This is a genomic window from Streptomyces clavifer (assembly GCF_036345975.1).
In the GTDB taxonomy this organism is placed as follows: Bacteria; Actinomycetota; Actinomycetes; order Streptomycetales; family Streptomycetaceae; genus Streptomyces; species Streptomyces clavifer.
On record NZ_CP107793.1, the window covers coordinates 5,383,406 to 5,396,641 of the forward strand.

The 13,236-nt window shown below is 71.3% G+C and carries 15 protein-coding genes; 11 read left to right on the top strand and 4 right to left on the bottom strand.

Annotation, left to right across the window (positions count from 1 at the left end; translation table 11 throughout):
* Positions 1 to 46 precede the first annotated feature (46 nt).
* Positions 47 to 535, bottom strand: coding sequence for a DUF3515 domain-containing protein (locus OG927_RS23715; protein WP_330320741.1), 489 nt, complete (start codon positions 533 to 535; stop codon positions 47 to 49).
* Between the two features lie 20 nt (positions 536 to 555).
* Positions 556 to 789 carry an Lrp/AsnC family transcriptional regulator gene (locus OG927_RS23720; protein WP_056791028.1) on the bottom strand — a complete coding sequence of 78 codons (234 nt, stop codon included), beginning with the start codon at positions 787 to 789 and terminating at the stop codon, positions 556 to 558.
* A gap of 319 nt (positions 790 to 1,108) precedes the next feature.
* On the opposite strand from OG927_RS23720, the gene OG927_RS23725 reads away from it, so the two are divergent.
* Both OG927_RS23725 and thiD read left to right on the top strand, forming a co-directional pair.
* The gene (locus OG927_RS23725; protein ID WP_056791031.1) at positions 1,109 to 2,080 is read left to right on the top strand and encodes a thiamine-phosphate kinase; all 972 of its coding nucleotides are present in this window, start codon (positions 1,109 to 1,111) and stop codon (positions 2,078 to 2,080) included.
* Positions 2,081 to 2,090: 10 nt separating this feature from the next.
* Positions 2,091 to 2,897: a bifunctional hydroxymethylpyrimidine kinase/phosphomethylpyrimidine kinase gene (gene thiD, locus OG927_RS23730; protein WP_056791034.1), complete on the top strand. Its 807-nt coding sequence runs from the start codon at positions 2,091 to 2,093 to the stop codon at positions 2,895 to 2,897.
* A gap of 82 nt (positions 2,898 to 2,979) precedes the next feature.
* On the opposite strand, the gene rpmB is transcribed toward thiD, so the two are convergent.
* Complete coding sequence (gene rpmB / locus OG927_RS23735; protein ID WP_003965989.1) at positions 2,980 to 3,165, bottom strand: 50S ribosomal protein L28; 186 nt, start codon at positions 3,163 to 3,165, stop codon at positions 2,980 to 2,982.
* Between the two features lie 254 nt (positions 3,166 to 3,419).
* Between rpmB and OG927_RS23740 the strand changes: the two genes are divergently transcribed.
* The 9 genes from OG927_RS23740 (at position 3,420) to mutM (ending at position 12,526) form a co-directional block, all read left to right on the top strand.
* Positions 3,420 to 5,042 (top strand): DAK2 domain-containing protein, encoded by a 1,623-nt coding sequence (locus OG927_RS23740; protein WP_056791037.1) that lies wholly within the window; start codon positions 3,420 to 3,422, stop codon positions 5,040 to 5,042.
* Between the two features lie 49 nt (positions 5,043 to 5,091).
* Positions 5,092 to 7,305 carry an ATP-dependent DNA helicase RecG gene (gene recG, locus OG927_RS23745; protein WP_330320742.1) on the top strand — a complete coding sequence of 738 codons (2,214 nt, stop codon included), beginning with the start codon at positions 5,092 to 5,094 and terminating at the stop codon, positions 7,303 to 7,305.
* Positions 7,306 to 7,395: 90 nt separating this feature from the next.
* The gene (gene rsmD / locus OG927_RS23750) at positions 7,396 to 7,980 is read left to right on the top strand and encodes a 16S rRNA (guanine(966)-N(2))-methyltransferase RsmD (protein WP_056791044.1); all 585 of its coding nucleotides are present in this window, start codon (positions 7,396 to 7,398) and stop codon (positions 7,978 to 7,980) included.
* 26 nt (positions 7,981 to 8,006) lie between these two features.
* Positions 8,007 to 8,486, top strand: coding sequence for a pantetheine-phosphate adenylyltransferase (gene coaD, locus OG927_RS23755; protein WP_056791047.1), 480 nt, complete (start codon positions 8,007 to 8,009; stop codon positions 8,484 to 8,486).
* Positions 8,487 to 8,583: 97 nt separating this feature from the next.
* Positions 8,584 to 9,744, top strand: coding sequence for an ATP synthase subunit B family protein (locus tag OG927_RS23760; RefSeq protein WP_330320743.1), 1,161 nt, complete (start codon positions 8,584 to 8,586; stop codon positions 9,742 to 9,744).
* A gap of 160 nt (positions 9,745 to 9,904) precedes the next feature.
* A complete protein-coding gene (locus OG927_RS23765; protein ID WP_330320744.1) occupies positions 9,905 to 10,570 on the top strand; it encodes a YceD family protein in 666 nt (221 codons plus the stop codon).
* Between the two features lie 2 nt (positions 10,571 to 10,572).
* Positions 10,573 to 10,746: a 50S ribosomal protein L32 gene (rpmF, locus tag OG927_RS23770; protein WP_003965982.1), complete on the top strand. Its 174-nt coding sequence runs from the start codon at positions 10,573 to 10,575 to the stop codon at positions 10,744 to 10,746.
* A gap of 19 nt (positions 10,747 to 10,765) precedes the next feature.
* A complete protein-coding gene (gene rnc / locus OG927_RS23775; RefSeq protein WP_056791057.1) occupies positions 10,766 to 11,590 on the top strand; it encodes a ribonuclease III in 825 nt (274 codons plus the stop codon).
* Between the two features lie 78 nt (positions 11,591 to 11,668).
* Positions 11,669 to 12,526 carry a bifunctional DNA-formamidopyrimidine glycosylase/DNA-(apurinic or apyrimidinic site) lyase gene (gene mutM, locus OG927_RS23780; protein WP_056791060.1) on the top strand — a complete coding sequence of 286 codons (858 nt, stop codon included), beginning with the start codon at positions 11,669 to 11,671 and terminating at the stop codon, positions 12,524 to 12,526.
* Between the two features lie 23 nt (positions 12,527 to 12,549).
* Here the strand turns inward: mutM and OG927_RS23785 are convergent, their stop codons facing one another.
* Complete coding sequence (locus OG927_RS23785) at positions 12,550 to 12,960, bottom strand: winged helix-turn-helix transcriptional regulator (RefSeq protein WP_124281078.1); 411 nt, start codon at positions 12,958 to 12,960, stop codon at positions 12,550 to 12,552.
* Between the last annotated feature and the right edge of the window lie 276 nt (positions 12,961 to 13,236).

Genomic DNA, 13,236 nt, shown 5'->3' on the forward strand with positions numbered 1-13,236 from the left:
CCCGGACTCCCGTGCCCCTCTCCCCGCACACCGGCGGGGAGAGGCACTAGAGACTCTCGGGAATCGTCTTTCCGACGGGTACGGCGAACGCGGACAGCGGAGTGATGTCATGGGCGTACTCCACCCCGAGCGTCACCTCGACATACGCCTTGCGGTACGTGGTCGTGAACCGCGGACCGGCGCCATCCCGCTGCTCCAGCAGCCAGTTGACGCCGTCCGCGTCGATCCCCTTGGACTGGGCATCGTCCATCTTCGCGGGCCGGGGGACGCCGCAGCGCAGTACGATCGCCCCGTCCCCCCAGCCGGCTGTCAGCACCGAATCCGGTCCGGGATCACTCCGTTCCAGACCAGTGATGGTCTTCGGCAGCTCCATGTGCAGCTCCCCGCAGTACGCGGCGGCCTCCGACGACGGTGTGGGAACCGTGACCGAGGGCTGCGCACCGGCGAGGGAGCAGCCCGCCGCGGTCAGGGCGACCAGGGCGGCGGACGGACCGAGAAGTGCGGAGCGGCGGGACCGGGGGCGGGTGTGCGTCACCGGACCAGCGTAGACGGGGGTCAGAGGTGAACGACCGGGCAGGTCAGGGTCCGTGTGATGCCGTCCACCTGCTGGACCTTGGCGACCACCATGCGGCCGAGCGCGTCGACCGTGTCGGCCTGCGCGCGCACGATCACGTCGTAGGGGCCTGTGACGTCCTCTGCCTGGATGACTCCCGGAAGCTTGGCGATGGTCTCGGCGACGATCGACGCCTTGCCCACCTCGGTCTGGATAAGGATGTACGCCTGTACCACGGAACCTCCAGGGCGGCCACGAGGATCATGTGGGGGAAAGGGACGCCACGTTATCGCGTCGCCGAGGGCCGCGGGGAGACCTGCGGGCCGGTTGACGCCCCAGCGTGGCGCTCGCACCACAGAAGTTGACGTATCTCTTGACGGTACCGACAGCAGTGAGGGCTCGCGACCGCAAGCCCGCCGGAGCGGAAGAGGGACAGCGATGCCCGTACGTCCCGGGGCTGCCGGCTCCCGTCGTCGGCCTGTCGGCGGTCCGGACCTCCGGCCGCTGAAGCAGCCCGGACAGGTGTCCGGTGCGATAAATGAGAGGTGAGACTCGGTGAAGGGAACCGTGGGCGAGTTGGGGGAGTTCGGGCTCATCAGAGAGCTCACTTCCCGGCTCACCACCACTCCGGCGGTACGGCTGGGACCCGGCGACGACGCCGCGGTCGTGGCCGCTCCCGACCGCAGGGTCGTGGCCAGTACGGACATCCTGCTGGAAGGGCGGCACTTCCGCCGCGACTGGTCGACGGCGTACGACGTCGGCCGCAAGGCGGCGGCACAGAACCTGGCCGACATCGCGGCCATGGGCGCCGTGCCCACCGCGCTGCTCCTCGGACTCGTCGTACCCGCCGACCTCCCGGTCACCTGGGCCGCCGAGCTGATGGACGGGCTGCGTGACGAGTGCCAGGTCGCCGGTGCGGCGGTCGTCGGCGGTGACGTGGTCGGCGGCGACACCATCACCGTGGCGATCACCGCGCTCGGCGACCTGCGCAACCACGAACCCGTCACCCGGGGCGGCGCACGGCCCGGTGACGTCGTGGCCGTCACGGGCTGGCTCGGCTGGTCCGCCGCCGGGTTCGCCGTGCTATCCCGCGGATTCCGCTCGCCCCGTGCCTTCGTGGAGGCACACCGGCGCCCCGAACCGCCGTACCACGCGGGCCCCGCGGCGGCCGGACTCGGTGCCACGGCCATGACCGACGTCAGTGACGGGCTCGTCGCCGACCTCGGGCACATCGCCGACGCCAGCCAGGTCCGGATCGATCTGCGCTCCGGACTCATCGACATCCCCTCGCAGATGTCCGACATCGGGCAGGCCGTCGGCGTCGACCCGCTGCAGTGGGTGCTCACCGGGGGAGAGGACCACGCGATCGTGGCCACGTTCCCGCCGGACGTGAAGCTCCCGGCCCGCTGGAAGGTGATCGGCGAAGTCCTCAACCCCTCCGCGCTGCCCCAGGTCACCGTCGACGGGGCGCCCTGGACGAGCAAGGGCGGCTGGGACCATTTCGGGTCCATCGAGGACGCCCAGTAGATTCCGGGGCATGACCGCACCCCTCGCCGTACCGCCCCGTGTGCTCACCGTCGCCGGATCCGATTCCGGCGGCGGTGCCGGCATCCAGGCCGACCTCAAGACGATGCTGGCGCTCGGCACCCACGGAATGAGCGTGCTGACCGCGGTGACCGCGCAGAACTCACTGGGCGTGCAGGGCGCGTGGGAGCTCCCCGCCGAAGCCGTACGCGCCCAGTACCGCAGCGTCGTCGACGACATAGGCGTCCAGGCCGTGAAGACCGGAATGCTGGCATCGGCCGTACTCGTGGACACCGTCGCCGGACTCCTCGCGGAGACGGACGCACCCGTCGTCGTCGATCCCGTCGGGATCTCCAAGCACGGGGACGCCCTGCTGGCCGCCGAGGCCCTCGACTCCGTACGCGAACGACTGCTGCCCGTCGCGACGGTGGCCACCCCGAACCTCGACGAGGTGACCCAGCTCACCGGTCTCACGGTCACCGACGAGCCGGGCATGCGGCGGGCCGCCGCCGCGATGCTCTCCTACGGGCCGCGGTGGGTGGTCGTCAAGGGCGGTCATCTGCCGGGCGAGGCCGTGGACCTGCTGACGGACGGCAGCGAGGAACACTGGCTGCGCGCCCCGAGGCACGACAATCGGCACACCCACGGCACGGGCTGCACCCTGGCTTCAGCGATCGCCTGCGGACTCGCCCGCGGCCAGGACGTGCCGACGGCGGTGCGGGCGGCGAAGGACTACGTCACCGGTGCCATCGCGGCGGGATTCGCACTGGGCGGCGGCATTGGCCCCGTCGACCACGGCTGGGCGTCCCGCACCCGCTGACCGCACAGGGCACAGCAAAAAGCCGGTCCACCGAGGTGGACCGGCTTTTTGGGCAACCGGAAGGCTGCGCTACGACGAGACGTCAGCGCGCGACCTTGCCGGCCTTGATGCACGAGGTGCAGACGTTGAGCCGCTTCGGCGTCCGACCGACCACGGCACGCACGCGCTGGATGTTGGGATTCCAGCGACGGGACGTACGGCGGTGCGAGTGCGAAATGCTGTTGCCGAAGCTCGGCCCCTTGCCGCAAACGTCGCAGTTGGCAGCCACGGGTCACTCCAAAGACTTCAGATGCACTTACAGTGAATTCCGGCGCGCCGGAATCATTTTACTGAAGTGGCGGTACCGGAGGAATGGCCCGACTCTCGCCGGGCAACCGAAGCAGCATACAACGCCTGCGTCGGGGATACGAAACTACCACGGTTGGCCGGGCCGCCGGCCCCACCCCTGTCCCCGCCCGGGGCACCGCGCGAGGACTACTCTGCGGTGCAGCCAGCCCCCGGCCGCCCCAAGGAGGACCCACGGTGCCGCAGTCCCCCGACGCCCTGGACGCCGTCGCGGTGCGCACCTGGTGCTCACTGGCGCTGGAGGCCCTGGGACGCGAGCGCGAGGCGATCGACGCGATCAACGTCTATCCCGTCGCGGACGGGGACACCGGCACCAACCTCTACCTGACCGTGGAATCGGCGGCGGCGGCCGTCGAAGCCGTCTTCGAGGCCCACGCGACCGGTTCCACCGTGCCGGCCCCCGCCGACGCCGTACGCGCCATGGCGCACGGCGCCCTGATCGGCGCCCGCGGGAACTCCGGCACCATCCTGGCCCAACTGCTGCGCGGCATGGCGGGCGTACTGGCCGAGGCCGGTGACGCGGATCACCTGCGCACCGCCCTCGCCGAGGCCGCCGCCGCCGCCCGGCTGGCCGTGGCCCACCCCGTCGAGGGCACGGTGCTGACCGTCGCCACCGCGGCCGCCGAGGCCGCCGGGGGCACCGAGGCCGGCGCCGGCCTCACCGCCGTGCTCGACGCCGCCTGTGAGGGGGCGCGCGCGGCCCTGGCCGCGACGCCCGGCCAGCTCGCCGTCCTCGGCCGCGCGGGCGTCGTGGACGCGGGCGGACAAGGGCTCGTGACCGTGCTCGGGGCGCTGCTGGAAGCGGTCGGCGGACAGGCCCCGCCGCGCACCCCGCAGCCGGCCCCCGACACCCTGCCCAGGACCGGCGACTGCGCCCCGGAGGGCCCGGACGACGGTCCCGCCTTCGAGGTGATCTACCTGCTGGAGGCCCGCGACGAGGCCGTCGGCCGGCTGCGGAGCCGGCTGGACGCGCTGGGCGACTCCCTCGTCGTGGTCGGCGGCGACGGCCTGTGGAACGTCCACGTCCACGTCGACGACGCCGGGGCGGCCGTGGAGGCCGGGGTCGAGGCAGGCCGGCCCTACCGGATCCGGATCACCCACTTCGCCGCCGACCGTGTCCGGGCGCGCCGGGAGCCCGCCCAGCGCGCCGTCGTCGTGGTGGTCCCCGGCGACGGGCTCTCCGTCCTCTGCACGGAGGCCGGCGCGACCACCGTGCTGGCCCGCCCCGGGGAGCCGCCCGCCAGCGGCGAACTGGTCGACGCGATCCGCCGGGCCCACGCCCGCGAGGTGGTCCTGCTGCCCAACGACGCGGACCTGCGCCACACCGCCGCCGCGGCCGCCGAGCAGGCCAGGGCGGAAGGCGTCCGCGTCGCCCTCGTGCCCACCCGCGCCGCGGTCCAGGGCATCGCCGCGCTGGCCGTCCACGAACCGGACCGCAGCTTCGACGAGGACGTGGTCGCGATGACCGCGGCGGCCGGCGCCACCCGGTACGCCGAACTGGCCGTCGCCGAACGCCAGTCCTGGACCATGGCCGGCATCTGCCAGGCCGGCGACATCCTGGGTCTGATCGACGGGGACGTCGCCGTCATCGGCGAGGAGGTCCCCGGCACCGCCCGTACGGTCCTGGACCGGATGCTGTCGGCGGGCGGCGAGCTCGTCACCCTGGTCCTGGGCGAGGACGTCCCCGACGCCCTGGCCGACGCACTGCGGGAACACGTCAGGGAGGGACACCCGGCCGTCGACACCGTCGTCTACCGGGGCGGCCACCAGGCGGCGCCCCTGCTGATCGGCGTGGAGTAGCCGGTGCCCGGTGCGGCGCCCTTCGGCGGTGTCAGTGCAGTGGTGTGCAATGGACCACGTGTCCGCGTTCGATGAACCCCTCAAGAAGCTGCTCGGCGGAGCCACCGCGAAGGTGATGGCCGAGCACCTCGACCTGCACACGGTCGGCGACCTGCTGCACCACTACCCCCGGCGCTACGAGGAGCGGGGCCGCCTCACCGCACTGACCGAACTCCCGCTGGACGAGCACGTGACGGTCGTCGCGCAGGTCGCCGACGCGCGGATCATGATGTTCAACAACGGCCGCGGCAAACGCCTCGAGGTCACCCTCACCGACGGCAGCGGCAGGCTCCAGCTGGTCTTCTTCGGACACGGCGTCCACAAACCGCACAAGGAGCTGCTCCCCGGCCGGCGCGCGATGTTCGCGGGCAAGGCCTCCGTGTTCAACCGGAAGATGCAGCTCGCCCACCCCACGTACCAGCTCCTCGACGCCCAGGACGAGGACGAGGCGACCGAGGCCGTCGACGCCTTCGCCGGGCAGCTCCTGCCGATCTACCCCGCCTGCAAGCAGCTCGACTCCTGGCGGATCGCCAAGGCCGTCGACACCGTCCTGCCCAGCGCGCAGGACGCCGTCGACCCCCTGCCCGCGACGCTCCGGGACGGACGCGGATTCGTCCCGCTCCCCGAGGCACTGCTCAAGATCCACCGCCCGCGCACCAGGGCGGACGTCGAGGCCGCGAAGGAGCGCCTCCGGTGGGACGAGGCCTTCGTCCTCCAGGTCGCGCTCGCCCGCCGCCGCTACGCGGACACGCAGCTGCCCGCGGTGGCCCGCAGATCCGTCCCCGGCGGGCTGCTCGACGCCTTCGACGCCAAGCTGCCCTTCACGCTCACCGAGGGCCAGCACAAGGTCACCGCGGAGATCTTCGGTGACCTGGCGACCGAGCACCCGATGCACCGGCTGCTGCAGGGCGAGGTGGGTTCGGGGAAGACGATGGTGGCCCTGCGCGCGATGCTCACCGTCGTCGACGCGGGCGGCCAGGCGGCGATGCTCGCCCCCACCGAGGTGCTCGCCCAGCAGCACCACCGCTCCGTCACCGAGATGATGGGCGAACTCGCGGAGGGCGGGATGCTCGGTGGCTCCGACCGGGGCACCAAAGTGGTGCTGCTCACCGGGTCGATGGGAGTCCCCGCCCGCCGCCGGGCGCTGCTCGATCTGGTGACCGGCGAGGCCGGGATCGTCATCGGCACGCACGCGCTGATCGAGGACAAGGTGCAGTTCCACGACCTCGGCCTGGTCGTCGTCGACGAGCAGCACCGCTTCGGCGTGGAACAGCGGGACGCCCTGCGCTCGAAGGGCAAGCAGCCGCCGCACCTGCTCGTCATGACGGCCACACCCATTCCCCGTACGGTCGCGATGACCGTCTTCGGGGACCTGGAGACCTCCGTCCTCGACCAGCTCCCGGCAGGCCGGTCTCCCATCGCCAGCCACGTCGTGCCCGCCAAGGACAAGCCGCACTTCCTCGACCGTGCCTGGGAGCGCGTCCGGGAGGAGGTGGAGAACGGCCACCAGGCGTACGTGGTCTGCCCCCGCATCGGGGACGACGCCGACGAGGCCGCGGAGAAGAAGAAGGGGAAGAAGGAGGCCGCCCCGGAGGACGGCGCGGAGAAGCGCCCGCCCCTCGCCGTGCTGGAGATCGCCGAACAGCTCCGCAAGGGCCCGCTGGCCGGCCTCCGCGTCGAAGTGCTGCACGGCAGGATGCACCCCGACGACAAGGACGACGTGATGCGCCGGTTCGCCGCCGGCCGGGCCGACGTCCTGGTCGCCACCACCGTCATCGAGGTCGGGGTGAACGTCCCGAACGCCACCGCGATGGTGATCATGGACGCCGACCGTTTCGGCGTCTCCCAGCTGCACCAGCTGCGCGGCCGTGTGGGGCGCGGCTCGGCCCCCGGGCTCTGCCTGCTGGTCAGCGAGGCCCACGAGGCGAGTCCCGCCCGGGCCCGGCTCTCCGCCGTCGCTGCCACGCTCGACGGCTTCGAACTGTCCCGGATCGACCTCGAACAGCGACGCGAGGGCGATGTCCTCGGCCAGGCGCAGTCCGGCGTCCGCTCCTCGCTGCGGGTGCTGAGCGTCATCGACGACGAGGAGGTCATCGCGGCGGCCCGCGAGGAGGCCGTCCGCGTCGTCGCGGACGACCCCGCGCTGGAGCGGCTCCCCGAGCTGCGCACCGCGCTGGACGCGCTCCTGGACAAGGACAGGGAGGAGTACCTCGACAAGGGGTGACCGGGGGCGGATCCGCACCGACGCCATATCGTGGGGGCACGGCACGCGTCCCGTCCTGCGTGCCGCCCGCGACCCGAGGACCACACACCCATGACCCGCGTGATCGCCGGCTCGGCCGGTGGACGCCGCCTGGCCGTACCGCCCGGCACCGGCACCCGCCCCACCTCCGACCGAGCGCGCGAGGGACTCTTCTCCACGTGGGGAGCGCTCCTGGGCACCCTCGACGGCATCCGTATCGCCGACCTGTACGCGGGATCCGGCGCCGTCGGCCTGGAGGCGCTCTCCCGCGGGGCGGTCCACGCGCTGCTCGTCGAGGCCGACGCCGGGGCCGTGCGCACCATCCGTGACAACGTCCGCACGCTGGGTCTTCCGGGTGCCGAGGTCCGGGCGGGCAAAGCGGAGCAGATCGTGACAGGACCGGCGCCGGCGGACCCGTACGACGTGGTGTTCCTGGACCCGCCGTACGCCGTCACCGATGGCGATCTTGGCGAGATACTGCTCACACTCCGTGCTCAGGGGTGGCTCACGGCCGATGCCCTCGTCACGGTGGAACGGAGCACCAGAGGCGGAGAATTCGACTGGCCCGAGGGATTCGAGCCGCTGCGGGCCCGTCGCTACGGCGAGGGAACGCTTTGGTACGGTCGCGCCGCCTCTACGTGCGAAGACGCACGATGACCGCATCGGAGAGGGAGGGAACCACGTTGCGCCGCGCCGTCTGTCCGGGGTCGTTCGACCCCATCACCAACGGGCATCTCGACATCATTGGCCGAGCCTCGAAGCTGTACGACGTCGTGCACGTCGCCGTGATGATCAACCAGTCCAAGAAGGGGCTGTTCACGGTCGACGAGCGGATGGAGCTGATCCGCGAGGTCACCGCCGACTGCGGCAACGTCGAGGTCGAGTCCTTCCACGGCCTGCTGGTCGACTTCTGCAAGCAGCGCGACATCCCGGCGATCGTGAAGGGCCTGCGCGCCGTGAGCGACTTCGACTACGAGCTGCAGATGGCCCAGATGAACAACGGGCTCTCGGGGGTCGAGACGCTCTTCGTGCCGACGAATCCGACCTACAGCTTCCTGTCGTCCTCGCTGGTCAAGGAGGTCGCCACCTGGGGCGGCGACGTGTCGCACCTGCTGCCGCCCCCGGTCCACACGGCCCTCGTGGAGCGGCTCGGCCAGAAGTGAAGTGCTGACCGACCGTCACCAGGTGTCGGACGGGAGGCGCCTGGCCTTACAGTCGTCCCGTCCGTCTCCAACAGCAGCAGAGAGTGGCGAGCACACGGTGGACGTGCAGAAGAAGCTCGACGAGATCGTCGAAACGGTCGGGAACGCCCGCTCCATGCCCATGTCGGCATCCTGCGTGGTCAACCGCGCCGAGCTGCTCGCGATGCTCGAGGAGGTCCGGGAGGCCCTGCCCGGCTCGCTCGCCCACGCCCAGGAGCTCATCGGCGGCCGTGAGCAGCTCGTCGAGCAGGCCCGGCAGGAGGCCGAGCGGATCGTCGAGTCGGCCCGGGCCCAGCGGGGCTCGCTGATCTCCGACACCGAGATCGCCCGGCAGTCCCGGGCCGAGGCCGACCGCATCCTGTCGGAGGCCCGCAGGGAGGCCGACGAGGTCCGCGGCGAGGCCGACGAGTACGTCGACAGCAAGCTCGCCAACTTCGAAGTGGTCCTCACCAAGACCATCGGCTCCGTCGACCGGGGCAGGGAGAAGCTCCTGGGCCGCAGCGACGGGGTCGACGCGCAGGGCTACGAGGACCCGGACTTCGCCGAGGCGCCGGAGCGCAGCGCGGACCCCGAGACGCTCAAGCGCCGCGCGGACGACTACGTCGACGCCAAGTTCGGTGCCTTCGAGGCCGTACTGGCCAAGACCCTGGAAGCGGTCGGCCGCGGCCGGCAGAAGCTCCACGGCAGGGTCGCCTCCGACGACCTGGGCGCGCACATGGCGGCCCAGGACGCCGCGGGAAACCACCTGCGCACCAGTGACGAGGACCACTGGGCGGGTCTGGCCGAGCTGTCCACCCCGGAACCGCAGCACGTTCCCCAGCAGCCCGGGTACGCCGAGCCCGCACAGCCGGACTATGCGCCGGTGGCGGACTACGCGCCGGTGGCGGACTACCAGGACGCCGCGCAGACCGGTTTCCCGGCGCAGGCCCAGCCCGAGCCGCAGTACGCGCAGACGTACGCCTACCAGGACCAGCCGCTCCAGGCCGACCCCTACGCCGGCTACCAGCAGCAGCCCGACCCGTACGCCGGTTACCAGCAGCAGGGCTACGACCCGAACCAGGTGCACGGGCAGCCCCAGCAGGAGTACGACTGGCAGCAGCAGCAGCAGCAGGCCCAGGCGCCCGCGCAGCAGGGCGGGAGCACGCTCGACGAGACCAGCCTGTTCGACACCAGCATGATCGACCTGGAACAGCTGCGCCGGTACGAACAGGGTCGCTGAGCCGGAGCGGAGCCGGGCTGCCGCAGGGCGGAAGGACCGGATTGGGAGCTGGGCGGTACGTCCAGTATCCTGGATCCTCGGTCGCGCGTATGTCCGCGATCCCGGCTGCCCGCTTTCCCTTCGGATCGGGGGCGGTCCGTCCGGAAGCTGCACATTGCACATGAGTTCGAAAGCAGGAAAAGCCCTGAACGGTCACCTCGACCACCGCAACCCCCTCGTGTTCGATACGCGCGAGTTGGGTCGGCGTCCCGGTGCCCTGAAGCGGCTCACCCGCTCGGTGGAAGCGCCGAAGGACCTCGGTATCGACGGGGTCATCGGCGTGCCGGAGAACGCGCCCCTGGAGCTGGACCTCCGACTCGAATCCGTCATGGAAGGGGTGCTTGTCACAGGCACCGCCCGTGCGACGGTCGAGGGGGAGTGCGTAAGGTGTCTGGAGCCGCTGCGCCTTCGGGTCGAAGCGGACTTCCAGGAAATGTTCTCGTACCCTGACGCCGATGACCGGAACCGCAGCAGGACCGCGGATCCGGTCGACGACGCCGAGGACGACGAGGACAGGTTCTTCCTCGAGGACGGCTTGTTCGACCTCGAGTCTGTGCTGCGTGACGCGGTGGTGCTCGCACTGCCGCTGCAGCCGGTGTGCAAGGAGACCTGTGCCGGTCTGTGTTCCGAGTGCGGAATCAGGCTGGACGAGAATCCGGGCCACCACCACGATGCCGTCGATGCTCGTTGGGCGGCACTGCAAGGACTCGCCGAGACCGTTCAGGACGGCGAGAAGGACAACATGGGCGGCGCCGAACCTGGCGTCGACGAGAAGCAGGAGAAGTAGCCGTGGCTGTTCCGAAGCGGAAGATGTCGCGCAGCAACACGCGCCACCGCCGGTCGCAGTGGAAGGCTGCGGTCCCCACCCTGGTTTCGTGCGAGCGTTGCCAGGAGCCGAAGCTCCAGCACATTGCGTGCCCGAGCTGCGGCACCTACAACAAGCGCCAGGTCCTCGAGGTCTGAGCGGCTGGTGAGAGGCACGATGTCTGAGTTGTCCAGCGCCAAGAAGCAGGCAGACAACGTCAACACAGCCTCGTCCCACACGCTTCTGGAAGGGCGGCTCGGGTATCACCTCGAGTCCGCCCTTCTGGTGCGTGCGCTGACCCATCGTTCGTACGCATACGAGAACGGCGGTCTCCCCACCAACGAGCGGCTCGAATTCCTCGGGGATTCGGTGCTCGGCCTGGTGGTCACGGACACGCTGTACCGCACCCACCCCGACCTGCCCGAAGGCCAGCTGGCCAAGTTGCGGGCCGCGGTGGTCAACTCACGTGCACTTGCGGAAGTGGGCCGCGGCCTCGAACTCGGCTCCTTCATCCGGCTCGGCCGCGGTGAAGAGGGCACGGGTGGCCGGGACAAGGCTTCCATCCTCGCCGACACCCTTGAAGCGGTGATCGGCGCCGTCTATCTCGACCAGGGCCTCGGCGTGGCCTCGGAGCTGGTACACCGGCTCTTCGACCCGCTGATCGACAGGTCCTCGAACCTCGGTGCCGGCCTGGACTGGAAGACCAGTCTCCAGGAGCTCACCGCGAGCGAGAGCCTCGGAGTCCCCGAGTACCTCGTCACGGAGACCGGCCCGGATCACGAGAAGACCTTCACTGCTGCTGCTCGCGTCGGTGGTGTCTCGTACGGCACCGGCACCGGCCGTAGCAAGAAGGAAGCGGAGCAGCAGGCGGCGGAATCCGCCTGGCGCGAGATCAGCGCCGCCGCGGAAGCACGGGAGGCCGCGGCGAAGACCGCTGCCGACGGAGGGGCCGCCGACACCCCTGCCGACCCGTCGCCGCACACGGACGCAGCTCCTGCCTGAACCACCCGAGAGCCCCCCGGTGCCCTGTGCGCCGGGGGGCTCTCGCTGTCTTCCCCCGTGCCGAAGGAGAGTCCCGCCGTGCCCGAACTGCCCGAGGTCGAAGTCGTACGGAGGGGCCTGGAGCGCTGGGTCGCCGGGCGGACCGTCGACGAGGTCGAGGTCCTGCACCCGCGTGCGGTCCGGCGGCACCTCGCGGGCGGTCCGGACTTCGCGGCCCGGTTGCGCGGCATGCGCTTCGGCACGGCGATGCGCCGCGGCAAGTATCTCTGGGTGCCGTTGGACGAGGCGGAGGCCTCACTGCTCGGGCACCTCGGCATGAGCGGCCAACTGCTCGTGCAGCCCGCCAAGACCCCTGACGAGAAGCACCTGCGGATCAGGATCCGCTTCGACGACAGCCTCGGCACCGAACTGCGCTTCGTCGACCAGCGGACCTTCGGCGGGCTGTCGCTCCACGAGAACACCCCCGACGGACTCCCCGACGTCATCGCGCACATCGCCCGCGACCCGCTCGATCCGTACTTCGACGACGCCGCGTTCCACACGGCGCTGCGCCTGCGCCGGACGACGGTCAAGCGTGCCCTGCTCGACCAGTCCCTGATCAGCGGGGTCGGCAACATCTACGCGGACGAGGCCCTCTGGCGCAGCAGGCTGCACTACGAGCGGCCGACCGCCACGCTGACGCGGCCGAGGACGGCGGAGCTGCTCGGCCATGTCCGGGACGTGATGCGCGAGGCACTCGACCAGGGCGGCACCAGCTTCGACAGCCTGTACGTCAACGTGAACGGTGAGTCCGGCTACTTCGACCGGTCGCTCGACGCCTACGGCCGGGAGGACGAACCCTGCCACCGCTGCGGGACGCCGATGCGCCGCAGGCCGTGGATGAACCGGTCCAGCTACTTCTGCCCACGCTGCCAGCGGCCGCCGCGCGCGGGCTGACGTGTCCGGCGGGACGCACCGGCTCAGGCCCCGCGGGCTCCGTCGTACCGCCCGCGGGCATCGAGCACCTCGGGCATCCGGCCCTCCACCAGTTGGATGAGCCCCAGCAGCCGGCCGGCGACCTCGTGACCCAGGGGGGTCAGCTCGTAGTCGACGCGCGGGGGATTGGTGGGCTGGGCCTCGCGGTGCACCAGCCCGTCGCGCTCCAGCGCGTGCAGCGTCTGGGAGAGCATCTTCTCGCTGACGCCGTCGACGCGGCGGCGCAGCTCGTTGAACCTGAGCCGGTTCCCGGACAGCGCGCCGAGGGTCAGGCTGCCCCAGCGGCCGGTGACGTGCTCCAGCGTTCCCCGCGAGGGGCACTGCCGTGCGAAGACGTCGAAGGGCGGGGCGCTGCCGTCGTGCTCCGTAGCCGCCTCTGCCTCTGTCTCGCTCATGCTCGTCAGCTTACGCCTGTGCAGCGCTCACTCGTAGTGAGCGCTGCACAGGCGTAAGTATCGCGCCGGTGCCCCGTACCGATGCTCCGGACGGCGACGGGCGGCAGCACGTGGCCCCCCGACTCCTTCGGGACGAAGGCGGCCGGCCCGCCCGGACCCAGCCCTCCGACTGGCCGGACACCGGAGGGAACACCTTCTGGCCACCACCGGCGACATGCGGCCGGGAGACTGCGGCGGCGTGCCCTTCTTCCCCTGCCGCCGGTGCCCCGGCCTCCT

What these genes read in the sequence shown, in the direction of transcription:
- recG (WP_330320742.1), top strand. Translation starts at nt 5,092, where the DNA reads ATGGACCACGTGTCCGCGTTCGATGAACCCCTCAAGAAGCTGCTCGGC.
- rsmD (WP_056791044.1), top strand. Translation starts at nt 7,396, where the DNA reads ATGACCCGCGTGATCGCCGGCTCGGCCGGTGGACGCCGCCTGGCCGTA.
- thiD (WP_056791034.1), top strand. Translation starts at nt 2,091, where the DNA reads ATGACCGCACCCCTCGCCGTACCGCCCCGTGTGCTCACCGTCGCCGGA.
- OG927_RS23785 (WP_124281078.1), bottom strand. Translation starts at nt 12,960, where the DNA reads ATGAGCGAGACAGAGGCAGAGGCGGCTACGGAGCACGACGGCAGCGCC.
- rnc (WP_056791057.1), top strand. Translation starts at nt 10,766, where the DNA reads ATGTCTGAGTTGTCCAGCGCCAAGAAGCAGGCAGACAACGTCAACACA.
- OG927_RS23765 (WP_330320744.1), top strand. Translation starts at nt 9,905, where the DNA reads ATGAGTTCGAAAGCAGGAAAAGCCCTGAACGGTCACCTCGACCACCGC.